This is a genomic window from Comamonas antarctica (assembly GCF_013363755.1).
Classification (GTDB): domain Bacteria; phylum Pseudomonadota; class Gammaproteobacteria; order Burkholderiales; family Burkholderiaceae_C; genus Comamonas; species Comamonas antarctica.
The window spans coordinates 3176457-3192943 of the sequence record NZ_CP054840.1 but is presented as its reverse complement, the minus strand read 5'-3'; the positions used below and the strand labels follow the sequence as shown (position 1 = coordinate 3192943).

Here is a 16487-nt window from a genome sequence, read left to right as displayed (position 1 = left end):
TCGCTGCGGCGCGCCTCGCCAAAAGCGCTGCCGCGCGCGAGTCGGCGGCGCTATGCTCGGCGCAGGGGGAACCGCCCCCGTTTTCCTGGCTGCCGTATGTCCTCCCTTCCCACTGATTTCTCCTGGCTCTGGGTGCCCATGGTGCTGTTCGCAGCGCTGGCCCAGACCGCGCGCAATGCTGCGCAGCGTACCCTGACGCAGGCCATCGGCACGCTGCCGGCCACGCTGGTGCGCTTCCTCTACGGCCTGCCGTTTGCACTGCTGTGGCTGGGCTTTCTCTACCTGCTGTCGCCGCGCGCGCTGCCCGATTTCAGCGCCGCCTATGTCGCCTGGATCGCGCTGGGCGCGCTGTTCCAGGTCGGCGGCACGGCCATGCTGCTGCTGGCGATGCGCGAGCGCAACTTCGCCATTGCGGTGACGCTGTCCAAGACCGAAGTGCTGCAGGTGGCGCTGTTCGGCACCGTGTTCCTGCATGAGCTGCCGACGGCGCTGGCCGTGGGCGCGATGGTGATCGCGACGCTGGGCGTGGTGATCCTGTCGCTGCCGCCGCGCGAGCGGCGCTGGTCGCTCGCGGCATGGTTCAGCCGCTCGGCGCTCTACGGCCTGGCCTGTGGCGCGTTCTTTGCAATTGCCGCCATCGGCTTTCGCGGCGGCGCCATCGCGCTGGGCGAACCGGTGCCCTGGATCAACGGCGCCTGGGGCGTGACGCTGGCGCAGACGCTGCAGTCGCTGGTGCTGGGCGCGTGGATCGCCTGGCGCCACCCGGGCGGGCTGATGCCGGTGTTCCGCGCCTGGCGCGTGTCGCTGGTCGCCGGCAGCATGGGCGCGGCCGCATCCATGGCCTGGTTCAGCGCCTATGCCATGCAGGGCGCGGCCCAGGTGCGCACGCTGGGCATGGTCGAGGTGGTGTTCAGCTACGTGGTCTCGCGCCGCGTGCTGCGCGAGCCGCTGAGCTGGCCCGAGAAAATCGGCATGCTGCTGATGCTGGTGGGATTGGTCCTGGTGACACTGGAGTATTGAGCGCGCGCCGGCAGGGGCGCCGGGCTGCAAGCACAATTCACGGGTGACTGCCTCCGCCGAACTGCCGCTGCCGCGCCGCATTGCCCACCTCGACATGGACGCGTTCTTTGCGTCGGTCGAACTGCTGCGCTATCCCCAGCTCAAGGGCCTGCCGCTGGTGATCGGTGGCGGCCGGCGCGGGCCCGACAATGCGCTGCTGCAGCGCTACGCGGGCCAGCCGCTGTCGGCCATTCCGGTGGAGGAGTTCCCGCTGCTCAAGGACTACACCGGCCGCGGCGTGATCACCACTGCCACCTACCAGGCGCGGCCGTTTGGCATCGGCTCGGCGATGGGGTTGATGAAGGCTGCGCGGCTGTGTCCACAGGCGATCCTGCTGCCCGTCGACTTCGCCGAGTACCGGCGCTTTTCGCGCCAGTTCAAGGACATCGTGCTGTCCATGGCGCCGCTGATGGAGGACCGCGGCGTCGACGAGGTGTACATCGACTTCACCGACATCCCCGGCGGCCAGCGCCAGGGCGGGCGCTCGCTGGCGCAGCTGATGCAGCGCGCGATCGCCGATGCCACGGGACTGACCTGCTCGATCGGCGTCGCGCCCAACAAGCTGCTCGCCAAGATGGCCAGCGAATTCAACAAGCCGCACGGCATCTCTATCGTGCAGCCCGATGATCTGCAGCGGCTGATCTGGCCGCTGGCCTGCCGCAAGATCAATGGCATCGGCCCGAAGTCCGATGCGCGGCTGCAGGCATTGGGCATCACCACCATCGGCGATCTCGCGGCGCGCCCCCGCCCCTGGCTGGTGCAGCAGTTCGGCAAGGCTTATGGCGCCTGGCTGCACGATGCCGCCTGGGGCCGCGACGATCGTCCCGTGGTCACCGAGAGCGAGCCGGTGAGCATGAGCCGCGAGACCACTTTCGAGCGCGACCTGCATGCGCGTGACGACCGCCAGGAACTGGGCGCGGTGTTCACGCGGCTGTGCGAGCAGGTGGCGGCCGACCTGCAGCGCAAGGGCTACTCGGGCCGCACGATAGGCATCAAGCTGCGCTACGCCGACTTCAAGACCGCCACGCGCGACATGACGCTGGATTTGCCGATTGCCGATGCCGCGGCCATCCGGCGCGCGGCGGGCCAATGCCTCAAGCGCGTGCCGCTGACGCAGCGGCTGCGCCTGCTGGGCGTACGCGTCGGCGCGCTGGTCAAGGCCGGCGAGGAGCCGCCACCTCCCGCTCGGCGCACGCCCGCTCGGCGCACGCGCGCCGACTCCGATCCGTTCACCGCGCCGCTGTTCTAGCTATGCGATGATCGACCACAGGCCCTTCGATGGGCCTGCGCAGCTTGGCCGCCAGGGCCCGGCCGTACCGCAATAACTAGAAACCAGGAGTACCGCATGCGTGTCAATCTACCCGTCACCCACAACAACCATGACTTTTCGGCGGGGGAGTTGCTGGTCTCGACCACCAACACCAAGGGCGAGATCACGCACTGCAACGCGGCGTTCGCGCGCGTCAGCGGCTATTCCTACGACGAACTGATGGGCCAGCCGCACAACCTGGTGCGCCACCCCGACATGCCCGAAGCCGCGTTCAAGGACATGTGGCGCACGATTGCACATGGCTACCCGTGGACCGGCCTGGTGAAGAACCGGCGCAAGAACGGCGACCATTACTGGGTGCACGCCAACGTCACGCCGATCATGGAGAACGGCAAGCCGCGCGGCTACATGTCGGTGCGCCGCAAGCCTGACGCGGCCGCGGTGCGTGAAGCCGAAGCCCTGTATGCGCGCATGCGCACCGAAGAGGCCGCGGGCCAGGCGACACTGCGCCTGCGCGGCGGCGAGGTGCGGGCGCTGGGCTGGCGCGGCCTGCCGAACCGGTGGCATGACGTGGGACTCACGGCGCGCATGGCGCTGATGCTGCTGGTGGTGTCGCTGCTGGTGCTGCTGCCCGATCTGCTCGGCTGGACCGGGGCGCCAGCCTGGGGTACGCGGCTGCTGGTGCTGGCGCTGGGCGCGGCCTGGGTGCTGTGGCGCTTCCATTCGCGCTGCGCCGCCGGGCTCGAAGCCGCGCAGCAATTCGCCGCCGATCTCGCCGGCTGCAATCTCATGACCCAGCCTGACCTGCGCCATGCGCAGGAGACCGGCGCCACGGGCACGCTGCTGCGGCGCATGCAGCAGGTTCAGATCAATCTGCGCGCCGTGCTGGGCGACCTGCTGCACGATGCGCGCGGCTTCGTGCAGACCGCGCAGGAGATGGCCCAGGGCAGCGCCAACCTGGCCACGCGCACCGAATCCCAGGCGGGCCATCTGCAGCAGACCGCGGCCACGCTGGAGCAGCTGACGGGCACCGTGAACCAGACCGCCACAACCGCCCAGCACATGGCCGGCGCGAGCGAGCAGAGCACCGAGGTGGCCAGCCGCAGCGGCGCGGCCATCCAGGAAGTCGGCGCGGCCATGGAGCGCATCCGCGCCTCGTCCACGCGCATGCGGGAGATCATCGGCGTGATTGAAAGCATTGCCTTCCAGACCAATCTGCTGGCGCTCAATGCCGCCGTCGAAGCCGCGCGCGCGGGCGAGCAGGGCCGGGGCTTTGCGGTCGTGGCCGGCGAGGTGCGCGCGCTGGCGCAGCGCAGCGCGGCCTCGGCCAAGGAGATCGGCACGCTGATCAACAGTACCGTCGATGGCATCAACGACGGCAACGCGCGCATGTCGCAGGCTGGCGACACGATTGCCGGCATGGTCGCGGCCGTGGACCGCGTCGGCGGGCTGGTGCAGGAGATCAGCATCGCCACGCGCGAGCAGTCGCAGGGCATTGCCCAGGTCAACGTCGCCGTGGTTCAGCTGGACGCGGCCACGCAGCAGAACGCGGCCATGGCCGAGCAGTCGGCGGCAGCGGCGGCGTCGCTGGGCGGCCGTGCGCAGATGCTGCGGCGCTCGGTGGATGTGTTCAAGCTGGATTGAGTGAAAACGGGCTTCGACAGGCTCAGCACGAACGGGGTTTTCACCGCGCCTTGGCACAGGGCCCTGTCTTGGCGGGCCGGTGAAGGGGCCGTTATCGTTGGCAGCGCCCGTTATTGCCTTGCGTTGCGGATATTGCCCGGCAGTGCCTGCGGGTGGCTGGTGCGCAGCGGGTTGATGTCCAGGCCGCCGCGGCGCGTGTAGCGTGCGTAGACCGAGAGCTTGAGCGGTGCGCAGCGGCGCCAGATGTCCATGAAAATGCGCTCGACGCATTGTTCGTGGAATTCGTTGTGGTTGCGAAAGCTCACCAGATACTGGAGCAGGCGCTCCTCGTCGATCTTTGCGCCGCTGTAGCGGATCTGCACGCTGCCCCAGTCGGGCTGGCCCGTGACCAGGCAGTTGCTCTTGAGCAGGTTGCTGGTCAGGGTTTCGGTTACGGGCGCTTCGTCGTGGTTGGCGCGCAGCAGCTCGGGCGCGGGCTGGTAATGCGTGCATTCCACGTCCAGCCGGTCGAGGTTGAGGCCGTCGAATTCCTGCACCTGCTGGCGGTCGAACATCTCGGGCAGCAGCAGTTGCACGCCGACGCTGCCGCGCTGCTCGCTGCCGCGCCAGGCGGCCTCGGCCAGGTCGGCGCGCAGCCGCGCCAGCACCTCGCCGGCATCTGCCAGGCGGGTGTTGTTGAAACTGTTGAGATAGAGCTTGAACGACTTGCTCTCGATGATGTTCGGCGTTTCGCAGGGAATGGTCACATGCGCCAGCGCCACCTGGGGCTTGCCGCGCAGGTTCAGCCAGGACAGCTCGAAGGCAGTCCAGAGATCGGCGCCGAAGAACGGTGTCTGGCCCGAGAGGCCGATCTCGGCGCGCTTGGTGGCGCGCGGCAGCGGAAACAGCAAGCCGGCGTGGTATTGGTCGATATAGGCAGAGGTCTTGCCCAGCTGCGAATGTTCAGGGGTGTTCATGCGGAAATCCGTAAGAGGGCGCGGCATGCGGCCGCGCGGAAAATAACAAGCCTGGCCGGGGCGGCCAACCCTGGCCGGGGCGGCCAGGTTAGTCAAACCGTCCCTGGCGCAGCCATTTGGTGGCGATCCACTTCTGGCCGCGGATCACGGGTGCGCCGCCATGCAGCGTGCGCGTGGCCGGATCGGGCTGTGCGTAGCTGAAGAACACGGCGTGGCCGCGCTGGGGCACGACCTGCAGCCCGGCTTCGGGAAAGGTCGTGGCGCCGCCCTGGGCGGGTTCGTTGAGATAGATGATCAGCGTGCCCACGCGCTGCCCGCCGCGGCGCACGATGCTGGCCGTGCCGGGCTCGTGGGGATCGAAATAATCGTGGTGCGGCTTGTATTCCGCGCCCGGGCCGTAGCGCAGCACCTGCAGGCCTTCGCCATTTTCGACCGGCCAGTTCAGCAGGCGCGCGATGCGCTCCTCGAGCTGCTGCACCAGCGGCAGTTCGCCGCGCTGGAAGAACATGCCGTCGCTGGTGCGGTCGGCGTTGATCTCCTCGCCGCCCGACGCGGTTTCAACCGTGAGCGAACGCGCCAGCCGCGGCTTGGCGGCCTCGATCAGCGCTTCGCACTCATCGGCAGACAGGATCTCGCCAAACAGCACCACGCGCGGCGCATTCATGCTCATCAGCACGCGCACCGCGCGGTCGCCGACATCGATGGATCCGGGCTCGCCGCCCAGATCGGGTTCGGGCAGCGCCGCGGTGGGCGTGCTGGCCGCAGGCGCCGGGTCCAGCGCCTGGCATGCCACGCCTTCGTCCCAGCCCGCGGCCACCATGGACGTGAACAGCGCGCCGTCCTGCACGCCCAGCGACCGTTGCTGGTCGATCCATTGGTGCAGCTCCGGCGTGGCGCCAGCGGGGTTTTGCGTGGTCGATGGGGAAGACGTGGATCGGGACATGCGGCGGGTCGGCTCCTGGATGAAACAGCGGGAGAGGCCGCGCTCAGTCGGCCTTGCGGCGGAACACCAGGCGTTCGGGTGTCGAGGCCGCATCCGCAAAAGCATAGCCCTCGGCATCAAATCCCTGCAACTGGGTGGGTCGTGTGAGGCGCTGCTGGACGGCATGGCGCGCCATCAGCCCGCGCGCGCGCTTGGCGTGGAAGCTGATGATCTTGTACTTGCCGGCCTTGAAGTCCTCGAACACGCACTCGACCACGCGGGCGCGCAGCAGCTTGCGGTCCACCGACTTGAAATATTCCTGCGAGGCCAGGTTGACCACGACCGGGTTCTTCTCCTGCTCCTGGCGCTGGTTGAGGTGCTCGGCGATCCGCGCGCCCCAGAACGCATACAGGTTGCTGCCCGCGGCGTTCTCGAGCCGCGTGCCCATCTCCAGGCGATAGGGCTGCATCCAGTCCAGCGGGCGCAGCACGCCATACAGGCCGCTGAGCATGGCCAGATGCTCCTGGGCCCAGGCAATGTCCGCCTTCGACAGCGTGGCGGCGTCGAGGCCTTCATAGACATCGCCATTGAACGCAAACAGCGCCTGGCGCGCGTTGCCCGCCGTGAATTCCGGGCTCCAGGCCGCGTAGCGCGCGACGTTCAGCGCGGCCAGCTTGTCGCTCAGGCCCATCAGCGTGGCCAGCGATTGCGGCGTCTGCTGGCGCAGCAGCTCGATCAGCTCGTTCGACTGGTCGATGAACGGCGGCAGGGTGTGCTTCAGACCCGCGGGCAGTGGCGTTTCGTAGTCAAGGGATTTGGCAGGGGACAGCAGCAGCAGCATGGATAGAAGGCGTCAATCTTTGAAACAACAAGCCCAGAAACAACCAGGGGCCCCGAAAGGCCCCTGGTTTCAGCGCTTTCAAGCGTTGCTGGACTGCTCGAACGGCAGCGTCATCTCGCGCAGGTCACGACGGGTCTCGACCAGCACCAGCGGGCCTTCGTCGATCACCACGGGCGCGGGGCGCTCGCGCGGCACATGCACCGGCTTGGGCTCGGCGGCAATGGCGGCCTGCACGGCGGCGATCTTCTGGGCGTCGGAGTTCACCCACTCCAGGCCCGAGTCGCGCGCGATACCCTGCAGCGCCTCGATCGGCAGCGTGAAGCCCTCGATGCGCGGCAGGCCGGCAGCGGCCACAGGCGCGGCCTGGGGCGCAGCGGCCGCAGCCACTTCGACGGGCGCCACTGCGGGCGCGGCGGCCACAGGGGCGGCAACCGGAGCCAGCGCCACCGGAGCCTCGGCCGCAGCGGGAGCCACAACCACCGGGGCTTGCTCGGCAACGGGTGCTTCAGCAGCCACGGGCACCGCGGCCGGCGCTTGCGGCGCCACCGGTGCGGCGGCCACAGGGGCTTGCGCTGCCACGGGTTCGGCCGCCGGCGCGCTGAAGTAGCTGCGGCGTGCCGGCTCCGCCGGGGCGTTTTCGGCTGGCTCGGCCACGGATGGCGCGTTCAGTGCCACTGGAGCGTTGGCTTCGGCGTCCTGGTCTGCGTCAAACGCGGGCTGCGCTGCTGCGTCACGCGGCGGGCGCTCGCCACGTTCGCGGCGGTCGCGGCCGTAGCGGTCACGCGAGCGGCGCTGGCGGGGTTCGCCTTCAGCAGTCGTCGCAGGCGGCTGGAAGCCATCGCCTTCGACCGCGGCCGCTTCGGGCACGGCGGTGTCGAGGTCCAGCGGCTGGCGATCCAGCGACTGGCGGTCCAGCGGCTGGCGGTCCAGCGGCTGGGCTTCGCCTGCCTCGACGGGACGGGGCGCGCGCTCGCGGCGCTCGCCGCGTTCACCGCGCTCGCGGCGGGCGCTGCCTTCGGGGCGTTCGCCACGCTCGCCACGTTCACGGCGCGGGCCGCGCTCGCCGCGGCCATCGGCCTCGAGCGAGACATCCTGGTCGACAGCGCCGACCTGGGCCAGCTGGGCTGCGGCTTCGAGCGGCTGGCGGGCTTCCTGCTCGCGGCGCTCGTTGCGTTCGCCACGTTCACCGCGGTTGCGGCGACCCTCGCCCGGGCGGCCCTCGCCGCCGCGTTCGCCTTCGGCGCGGCCATTGCGGCCTTCGTGGCGATCGCTGTCGCGGCCGTTGCGGTGGTCGCGGCCTTCGGCGCGCTCGGCATCACGGCCCGGACCGTTGCGGCCTTCCGCGGGGCGGCCTTCCGCGCGCTCGCCACGGCGTCCGCGGCCTTCGCCGGCGCCATCGCGCGCACCGTTGCGGCCCTCGCCGGGGCGGCCCTCGCCGCGGCGGCCACGGCCTTCGCCGCTGCGGCCTTCACCCGTGCGGCCATCGCGCCGTGCTTCACGTGCGGCGGGCGCTTCGGCGGCCGTGGCCACGGGCATGGCGGGCACGGGAGCGGGTCCGAAGCCAAACAGGTTCTTGAGCCAGGCAAAGAAGCCTTGCTCGCGTTGCACGGGCGCCGTGGGCCGCGGCGCGGCCGGGCGGGCAGCGCCAGCGCGGCCTGCAGGTGCCGGGCGTGCCGCGGCAGCCGCCGGAGCAGCAGTACGCGGCGCGGGTTCGGCCACGGGCGCCGGGGTGTCGCGCAGCACGCCCTTGATCACCGGCGTCTGCTTGTTGGTCGGCTCCTGCGAGCGGCGCGTCACGGCGGTGTTGGCCTCGACTTCGTCGGCCAGCTTGTAGCTCGCGTCGAGGTTTTCCAGGCGCGGATCGTCGTGCTTGAGGCGCTCGAGCTTGTAGTGCGGGGTTTCCAGCGTCTTGTTGGGCACCATCAGCACCGACACACGCTGCTTGAGTTCGATCTTGGCGATCTCGTTGCGCTTCTCGTTGAGCAGGAAGGAGGCGACCTCGACCGGCACCTGGCAGTGCACGGCCGCGGTGTTGTCCTTCATCGACTCTTCCTGGATGATGCGCAGGATCTGCAGCGCCGAGCTTTCGGTGTCGCGGATATGGCCCGAACCGCCGCAGCGCGGGCAGTTGATGTGCGCGCCTTCGGACAGCGCGGGCTTGAGGCGCTGGCGGCTCATTTCCATCAGGCCGAACTTGCTGATGCTGCCGAACTGCACGCGCGCGCGGTCCTGGCGCAGCGCGTCGCGCAGGCGGTTCTCGACTTCGCGGCGGTTCTTCGACTCTTCCATGTCGATGAAGTCGATGACGATCAGGCCGCCCAGGTCGCGCAGGCGCATCTGGCGCGCGACTTCGTCGGCGGCTTCGAGGTTGGTGCGGGTCGCGGTTTCCTCGATGTCGCCGCCCTTGATGGCGCGCGCCGAGTTCACGTCGACCGAAACCAGGGCTTCGGTGTGGTCGATGACCACGGCACCGCCCGAGGGCAGGGTCACGGTGCGCGAATAGGCCGACTCGATCTGGTGCTCGATCTGGAAGCGGCTGAACAGCGGCGCGTCGTCGCGGTAGCGCTTGACCCGGGCCGCATGCTCGGGCATCACGTGCGCCATGAACTGCTGGGCCTGCTCGTAGATGTCGTCGGTATCGATGAGGATGTCACCGATCTCGTTGTTGAAGTAGTCGCGGATCGCGCGGATCACCAGGCTCGATTCCTGGTAGATCAGGAATGCGCCCTTGCCCTTGGCCGCGCCGTCGATCGCGCTCCAGAGCTTGAGCAGGTAGTTCAGGTCCCATTGCAGTTCGGGGGCGCTGCGGCCGATGCCGGCGGTGCGCGCGATGATGCTCATGCCCTTGGGGTACTCGAGCTGGTCCATCGCTTCCTTGAGCTCGGCCCGGTCTTCGCCCTCGATGCGGCGCGAGACGCCGCCGCCGCGCGGGTTGTTGGGCATCAGCACGACATAGCGGCCGGCCAGCGAGATGAAGGTGGTGAGGGCCGCGCCCTTGTTGCCGCGTTCTTCCTTTTCCACCTGAACCAGCATTTCCTGGCCTTCGCGGATCACATCGTTGATGCGTGCCTGGCTGGGGGGCACGCCGTCGGCAAAGTACTGGCGCGAGATTTCCTTGAAGGGCAGGAAGCCGTGGCGGTCTTCGCCGTAATCGACGAAGCAGGCTTCGAGGGAGGGTTCGACGCGGGTGACGACCGCCTTGTAGATGTTGCCCTTGCGCTGCTCGCGGCCTTCGATCTCGATTTCGTAGTCAAGCAGCTTCTGGCCGTCGACGATGGCAAGACGGCGTTCTTCGGCCTGCGTGGCATTGATAAGCATCCGTTTCATGATGCGCTTCCTCTATTCGTTATGAAGGCGGGCCGTTCTCAGCCTGTGGCGCTGTCGGAACGGCTCGCCTTGTGACTCAATCAAAGACGGGCTCTATGGGAGCCGATGATGCCGGACTGACGTCTTGAAACGAAAAGGAATGGCTGCGAATGCCGCGTGTTGCTGACCATCATCGGGTTTATGTCAGCAAGGGGGGCAAGGGCGCTTGGATGGGAGCGAGTGAATGCGCGTACCGCTTGACCCGGGTACGGGACAGCGGCGGCGCTGGAAAAGCCGGGACCTTGGGGGCACGGACAGGCCGGTGCGGAGGCAAAGACCTCCGTCCCAGTAAGACCATCCATGCATAAAAGATCCACATGCTCGCTTTGATCCGTTGGCAGGTGCAAACGCCGGGTTCGCCGAAAGCTGCCAACTGTGAGATTCCGTATCAGTGTTTCAATTCGTCAGATTGCCCGTTGTGGCACAGGAAATACAGGCATCCGGCCTGCGATTTGCGTGTGCGACACCGGCTGGCATCGACCTGCCTGCGCAGCGGGAAATGGCTGGGTGGACTAAACTCCATGCAAATCAACCACTTACACTAGTATCGCGCAGGTGAAACACATTATAGAGGGCAAACCGGCGATGGACCGAGCCCAAGGCAACACAGCCCCTGCGGCGCGCTTCATCGCAGTCGACGCCGATTCCGCAGGCCAACGCCTCGATAACTTCCTGATACGCCATCTCAAGGGCGTGCCCAAAACCCATGTCTACCGCATCATCCGCAGCGGCGAAGTGCGCATCAACAAGGGCCGCGCCAGCGCCGACACGCGCGTCGCCGAGGGCGACAGCGTGCGCCTGCCGCCGGTGCGCATCTCCGACAAGGTCGCGGAAAAAGCCGCCCAGCCCGCGCCGGCGCGCGAATTCCCGCAGTTGCTCGAGGACGAGCATGTGCTGGCCATCGACAAGCCCGCGGGCGTGGCCGTGCATGGCGGCAGCGGCGTCAGCTTCGGCGTGATCGAGCAGTTGCGCCAGGCGCGGCCGCAGGCCAAGTTCCTTGAACTCGTGCACCGGCTGGACCGCGAAACCTCGGGCATCCTGCTGGTGGCCAAGAAGCGCTCGGCGCTCACCGCGCTGCAGGACCAGTTCCGCGAGCGCGAGACCGGCAAGACCTATCTGGCGCTGGTGCAGGGCAGCTGGCCGGCCAACAAGAAGGTCATCGACACCCCGCTGCACAAGTACCTGCTGCCCGATGGCGAGCGCCGCGTGCGCGTGACCACGCCCGAGGATCCCGACGGCATGCGCTCGGTGACGCTGGTCAAGGTGCGCTCGCAGATTGCCGCGCGGCCCTTGCTCGGCCTGCCCGCGATGAGCCTGCTCGAGGTCACCATCAAGACCGGGCGCACGCACCAGATCCGCGTGCACCTGGCCTCGCAGGGCCACGGCATCGTCGGCGACGACAAATATGGCGATTTCGACCTGAACCGGCGCGTGCAAAAGCAGGGGCTCAAACGCATGTTCCTGCATGCCTGGCGGTTACAGTTCAACCACCCGGCCTCGGGCGAGCGCATCGAGCTGCGCGCCGAACTGCCTGCCGAACTGGCCGCTTTCGTGGCCTGAAACTCGCTTGTCCTGCTGCTTTCTGACGGAATTTCCATGCCTTCTGTTTCTTCCCGCCGTTTCGACCTGATTGCCTTCGACTGGGACGGCACGCTCTACGATTCGACCGCGGCCATCACCAAAAGCATCCAGGAAGCGGTGCGCGACGTCGGCGGCCAGGTGCCAACGCAGGAGGCCGCTTCCTATGTGATCGGCATGGCGCTGGCGCAGGCGCTGGCCCATGCGGCGCCCGACGTGCCGCCCGAAAAGTACCCCGAGCTGGGCAACCGCTACCGCTACCACTACCTGCAGCACCACAACGACCTGACGCTGTTCGAGGGCGTCGTGCCCATGCTCGAAGGGCTGCGCGAGCGCGGCTACCTGCTCACGGTGGCCACGGGCAAGAGCCGGCGCGGCCTGGACGAGGTGCTCGCCAGCGTGCCGCTCAAGGGCCTGATCGACGGCTCGCGCACCGCGGACGAGACCGCGGGCAAGCCGCATCCGCTGATGCTGCAGGAACTGATGGCCGAGTTCGGCGTCGAGCCCGAGCGCGTGCTGATGATCGGCGACACCACGCACGACCTGCAGATGGCGCGCAGCGCCGGCTGCGCCAGCGTGGGCGTGGCCTATGGCGCGCATCCGGCGCTGGGCTTTGCCGAGCACCTTCCGCTGCATGTCGCCGAATCCGTTGCAGATCTGCACCACTGGCTGCTTGCCAACGGCTGAAAGCCATTGTGTAAGGCTCGGAGCAGGGTGCGCTGGCATACTGGCTGGGACCTGATACCTGTCGAGTCCTGACATGACCACCCCTTTGCCTCCAGGAGCCCCGGGCTCCGAACCTCTTCCTCCCGCGGCACCCGACCTGTGGGCGCAGGCACGGCCCGAAGACGCCGCGTCGGCAGCCGCCGATCCTGGCGCCGTGCATGCGCAGTCGCCGGGCTGGGAGCGCGAAGTGCTGGAAAACCTGGTCATGGCCAGCATCCGCGAACAGCGCGCCGCGCGCCGCTGGCGCTTGTTCGGCCGCATGTCCTGGCTGCTGGTGCTCTTGCTGCTGAGCTGGATGATGTTCGGCCGCGATGTCGCCACCACCACCGTGAGCGGCCCGCATACCGCCGTGGTCGACATCAAGGGTGAAATCGCCACCGGTGCCGAAGCCAGCGCCGAGTTCGTGGTCGCCGCGATGCGCAGCGCGTTCGAGGACAGCGGCTCCAAGGCCGTGGTGCTGCTGATCAACTCGCCCGGCGGCAGCCCGGTGCAGGCCGGCATCATCAACGACGAGATCCGGCGCCTCAAGGCCAAGCACGACAAGCCGGTCTACGCCGTGGTCGAGGAAACCTGCGCCTCGGCCGCCTATTACATTGCCGCCGCGGCCGACGAGATCTTCGTCGACAAGGCCAGCATCGTCGGCAGCATCGGCGTGCTCATGGACGGCTTCGGCTTCACCGGCACGATGGAAAAGCTCGGCGTCGAACGCCGCCTGATGACCGCCGGCGAGAACAAGGGCTTTCTCGACCCGTTCAGCCCGCAGACCGAAGCCCAGCGCGCGCATGCGCAGACCATGCTCGACCAGATCCACCAGCAGTTCATCACTGCCGTGAAGAACGGCCGCGGCGAGCGCCTGAAGATCGACTCCGATACCTTCAGCGGCCTGTTCTGGACCGGCCAGCAGGCGGTCGATATGGGCCTGGCCGACAAGCTCGGCAACCTCGACTACGTGGCGCGCGAGGTCGTGAAGGTCGAGGAAGTCATCGACTACACGCGCCGCGACAACGTGGCCGAGCGGCTGGCGAAGAAATTCGGCGCGGCGATTGGCGGCGGGGCGGTGCAGACCTTGCGGTCGGCGCTGCCGGTGCTGCGCTGAGCTCGCTGGGGCGGCGCCTTATATATTCATAGGGCAGGCCGTCCACCCTTCGACAGGCTCAGGGCGAACGGGTTTCCCATTCGCGCTGAGCCTGCCTCGCCGGCCGCGTCGAAGGGTGAATGCCCTGTCCTCCAGATACAGGGCGTCTTCATTCCCCAACCACCATCTCCGCCGCGTCGTGCATCTTCGCAAACTCGCGCGCCGGGATGGGAATTTCTCCCCTGGCCATGCGCATCAGCAGCGCATGCAGCATCTCCGTCGACAGTCCATGCAGCACCAGCCGGTAGGCCGCATAGAGCGTGCTCATCGGCACCATCGGGTGCTTGTTGTTGAGCAGCACCAGGTGCTCGGGCGAGGCCAGGATCTTGGCGCAGTAGATGGCCACGGTCTCGTCGAGCTGCAGCGAGTTGCTGGCGCGCCAGAAGTCGTTGTCGGTCAGCAGCAGCTGGTAGACCGGCGTATAGATCTCGATCGCGCTTTGCAGGTCCAGCAGGTTGAAGCGGCCGCGCGGCATGTCCTCGATGCGCAGCGCGGGCTCGTGCAGCATGGAGAAATCCGGCTCGGGCACGGCCACCAGCTCCCTGCCTGCGGCGCGCAGCGCCTTGTTCAGGCGGATCACGAAATTGAACAGGTTCAGGTCGTGGCGCAGGAACAGCTCGTCCTTGACCTCGTCGATGGCCATCGGCGCGAGCGGCGTGGTGCCCACCGGCACGGGCGCGTTCGCGGCGACGAAGGACAGCACCTGCGAGCCCAGGTGGAAGTGGCGCATGATCAGCCAGTTGGCCTCGGGCGAGACGAAGCGGTTCATGCTGAAGGCCAGCAGCCGGTGCAGCAGCATCGAGTGCGACCAGCGCTTGGGCAGGAACACCTTCAGTACCTGGATGATGATCATCGACAGCCGCGCCAGCGGCCGGATCAGCGGCAGGAAGAACTGGCGCGAGCCGCCGCTGCAGTCGCGCAGCCAGGCCGCCTTGACCTCGTCGGGCAGCGGCGTGCTCTGGTCGAGGTAGAGCGCCAGCCAGGGGCTGGGGTCGCGTTCGTCCCAGGCGTGCTCGGCGTATTCGTTCTTCATGGGCGCCTCCTTACTGTCCGTCCGGCCCCAGCACATGCTGGAACTGCATCAGATACATCGCCGCCGTGTTGCGCGCGGTCTGCACGATGGCCTGCTGGGCCGTGCCCGTGGTGTCTAGTTCCAGCGCCATCTGCACCGCCATCAGCCAGCGCTCGAGATGGTGCTCGTCGTTGGCGCCGTGGTATTCGAGGAAGCGGAAGGCATCGGGCGGCAGCGGCAGCGCCGCGCGCAGCAGCGGCAGCAGGCTGGGCACGATGCGCTGGCCCGTGCCCTCGATGATGTAGATCGCGCCCAGCAGGCCGATCGGGTCGGGCGTGGCCGCCAGGCTGTGCAGATAGGCATTGAGCGCCTCGCCGCCGGGGTTGCGGCGCAGCGCGCCGATGTCGGTCTGGGTGCCGCCGGCCTTGAGGTAGTCGCTGTGCAGTATCCTGAAATCGTTTTGCTCCTCGCCCGCGTGCAGGTCGATCAGCGCCGCCAGCGCCGCGTAGTCGCCGGTCAGCGAGGCCGCGCCCTCGCGCATCCACAGGCTGCCTTCGCGCACCTGGGGAATCCACTGGCCCATCCAGCGCACGTAGTCGGCGGTCTGCAGCTGGCGCGTGCGGATGCGCTGCAGCAGCGGCGTGCGCCAGACCTGCGACCGGTAGTCCTGCCAGATGCTGGCCAGCTCGGTCAGCAGCGGCGCCAGGGCCCGCGGCGCCGCGGCCGGATCGTGCGGCGGCGCAATGGTGCTGACATCGGGCAGCGCGTCATCGGCAATGGCATGGCTGGCCGCGGGCTGGCGCGGATACGCGGCCGCGGCTTCGGCCGGAGTGTCCGCCACCACCTCCCACAGCATGTAGCCGGCCGTGAAGCGCCCCGACTCGGGAATGAAGCACAGCACGGTCTCGCCGGCCTTGAGCGCCGCGCCGCGCTGCTCCAGGAATTCCGCCAGCATGATGAAGATCGAGGCCGCGCCGGTGTTGCCGCGCCAGGCCAGATTGCTCCACCAGCGCGCGCGCGGGATCGACAGCTGCGCCTTGTTCAGCAGGTCGTCGACCACGGGAATGAAGCGTTCGGACGAGTAGTGGCACAGGAAATGGTCGATGCCGCGCTCGGGCACCCAGCCCTTGTGCGCGAGATCGGCGTATTCGTGGATGCAGACATCGAACAGGTGCGGCAGCAGCCGGATGTCCTGGCGCAGCGCGAGCGCGCCCGCGGCCTCGGCATCGCCCCAGGCCGGGAAGTCGAGATGGCTCTGGCTGCGGTCGGCCGTCATGCCCAGCTGCATGCAGACCGGATAGTCGCCCGCAAAGCTGCGCAGATGGGTCCACTTGAGCTGCAGCCGCAGGCCGCCCGCCTGGGGCAGGGCCTGCGGGCCGCCGAGCAGCGCCGCGCCCGCGCCGTCCGACAGCATCCAGCGCAGGAAATGCGCGTCGAAATCGGTGTCATAGCCCTGGGCCGCAAAGCGCGAGCGCTTGAACAGCCGCGACGGCATCTCGCTGGCCACGGCCAGCGCCAGCGGGTGCGCGCCGCTTTCGACGGCCATGGCCGCGGCCTGCAGCGCGCCCACGCTGGCCGCGCAGACGCCATGCACCGACAGCGTCTCCATCGGCGGCGCGGCCATCTCGCCCTGGATCATGCTCGCAAAGCCCGGCATCAGCGCATCGCCGCCCGAGGAGCCGCTGGACAGGAAACCGATGTCGGCCAGCGACTTGCCGGCCGCGGCCAGCGTGGCCTGGATCGCGCCGGCCGCCATCTGCGCGTTGCTGAATACCGTCGCGCCTGCGCCGTCGATGGCGTAGTGGCGCGTCTGGATGCCGTTCTCGGCCAGGATGCGGCGCTTGAGGCGCTCGGAGATGCGGTTCAGCGGCGCGACGTAGGCATCCATGCCGGCGTTGTCGACCGGGGCGCCGGGCAGGAACATTCCCGCGGATTGAAGGTATACGTTGGAATAGGCAACAGGCATGGCTTCTAGGGC

The 16487-nt window shown here is 68.3% G+C and carries 12 protein-coding genes; 6 read left to right on the top strand and 6 right to left on the bottom strand.

The annotated features are described in order from the left end of the window. Positions 1–96: 96 nt before the first annotated feature. From HUK68_RS14800 to HUK68_RS14790, 3 genes are all read left to right on the top strand, one after another. Positions 97–1020 carry a DMT family transporter gene (locus HUK68_RS14800; protein WP_175504868.1) on the top strand — a complete coding sequence of 308 codons (924 nt, stop codon included), beginning with the start codon at positions 97–99 and terminating at the stop codon, positions 1018–1020. A gap of 94 nt (positions 1021–1114) precedes the next feature. Continuing rightward, the gene (gene dinB / locus HUK68_RS14795) at positions 1115–2308 is read left to right on the top strand and encodes a DNA polymerase IV (RefSeq protein WP_175505857.1); all 1194 of its coding nucleotides are present in this window, start codon (positions 1115–1117) and stop codon (positions 2306–2308) included. Positions 2309–2404: 96 nt separating this feature from the next. Then, entirely contained in the window at positions 2405–3973 is a 1569-nt protein-coding gene (locus HUK68_RS14790; RefSeq protein ID WP_175504867.1) for a methyl-accepting chemotaxis protein, read from the top strand. A 110-nt stretch (positions 3974–4083) separates the two neighbouring features. On the opposite strand, the gene queF is transcribed toward HUK68_RS14790, so the two are convergent. From queF to HUK68_RS14770, 4 genes are all read right to left on the bottom strand, one after another. Beyond that, positions 4084–4929: an NADPH-dependent 7-cyano-7-deazaguanine reductase QueF gene (gene queF / locus HUK68_RS14785; protein ID WP_175504866.1), complete on the bottom strand. Its 846-nt coding sequence runs from the start codon at positions 4927–4929 to the stop codon at positions 4084–4086. Positions 4930–5017: 88 nt separating this feature from the next. After that, positions 5018–5872: a 2OG-Fe(II) oxygenase gene (locus tag HUK68_RS14780; RefSeq protein WP_175504865.1), complete on the bottom strand. Its 855-nt coding sequence runs from the start codon at positions 5870–5872 to the stop codon at positions 5018–5020. 43 nt (positions 5873–5915) lie between these two features. Then, positions 5916–6692 (bottom strand): peroxide stress protein YaaA, encoded by a 777-nt coding sequence (yaaA, locus tag HUK68_RS14775; RefSeq protein WP_175504864.1) that lies wholly within the window; start codon positions 6690–6692, stop codon positions 5916–5918. Positions 6693–6770: 78 nt separating this feature from the next. After that, entirely contained in the window at positions 6771–10019 is a 3249-nt protein-coding gene (locus HUK68_RS14770) for an Rne/Rng family ribonuclease (protein WP_175504863.1), read from the bottom strand. Between the two features lie 594 nt (positions 10020–10613). Here HUK68_RS14770 and HUK68_RS14765 point away from each other — a divergent pair. From HUK68_RS14765 to HUK68_RS14755, 3 genes are all read left to right on the top strand, one after another. Next, on the top strand, positions 10614–11618 hold the full coding sequence (locus tag HUK68_RS14765; RefSeq protein WP_175504862.1) for an RluA family pseudouridine synthase: 1005 nt from the start codon (positions 10614–10616) through the stop codon (positions 11616–11618). Between the two features lie 36 nt (positions 11619–11654). Further along, complete coding sequence (locus tag HUK68_RS14760) at positions 11655–12323, top strand: HAD family hydrolase (RefSeq protein WP_175504861.1); 669 nt, start codon at positions 11655–11657, stop codon at positions 12321–12323. A gap of 73 nt (positions 12324–12396) precedes the next feature. After that, positions 12397–13458 carry a S49 family peptidase gene (locus HUK68_RS14755; RefSeq protein WP_175504860.1) on the top strand — a complete coding sequence of 354 codons (1062 nt, stop codon included), beginning with the start codon at positions 12397–12399 and terminating at the stop codon, positions 13456–13458. A gap of 148 nt (positions 13459–13606) precedes the next feature. Here the strand turns inward: HUK68_RS14755 and HUK68_RS14750 are convergent, their stop codons facing one another. Further along, a complete protein-coding gene (locus tag HUK68_RS14750) occupies positions 13607–14530 on the bottom strand; it encodes a DUF6999 family protein (RefSeq protein WP_175504859.1) in 924 nt (307 codons plus the stop codon). 10 nt (positions 14531–14540) lie between these two features. Beyond that, positions 14541–16475, bottom strand: coding sequence for a beta-ketoacyl-ACP synthase III (locus HUK68_RS14745; RefSeq protein ID WP_175504858.1), 1935 nt, complete (start codon positions 16473–16475; stop codon positions 14541–14543). Between the last annotated feature and the right edge of the window lie 12 nt (positions 16476–16487).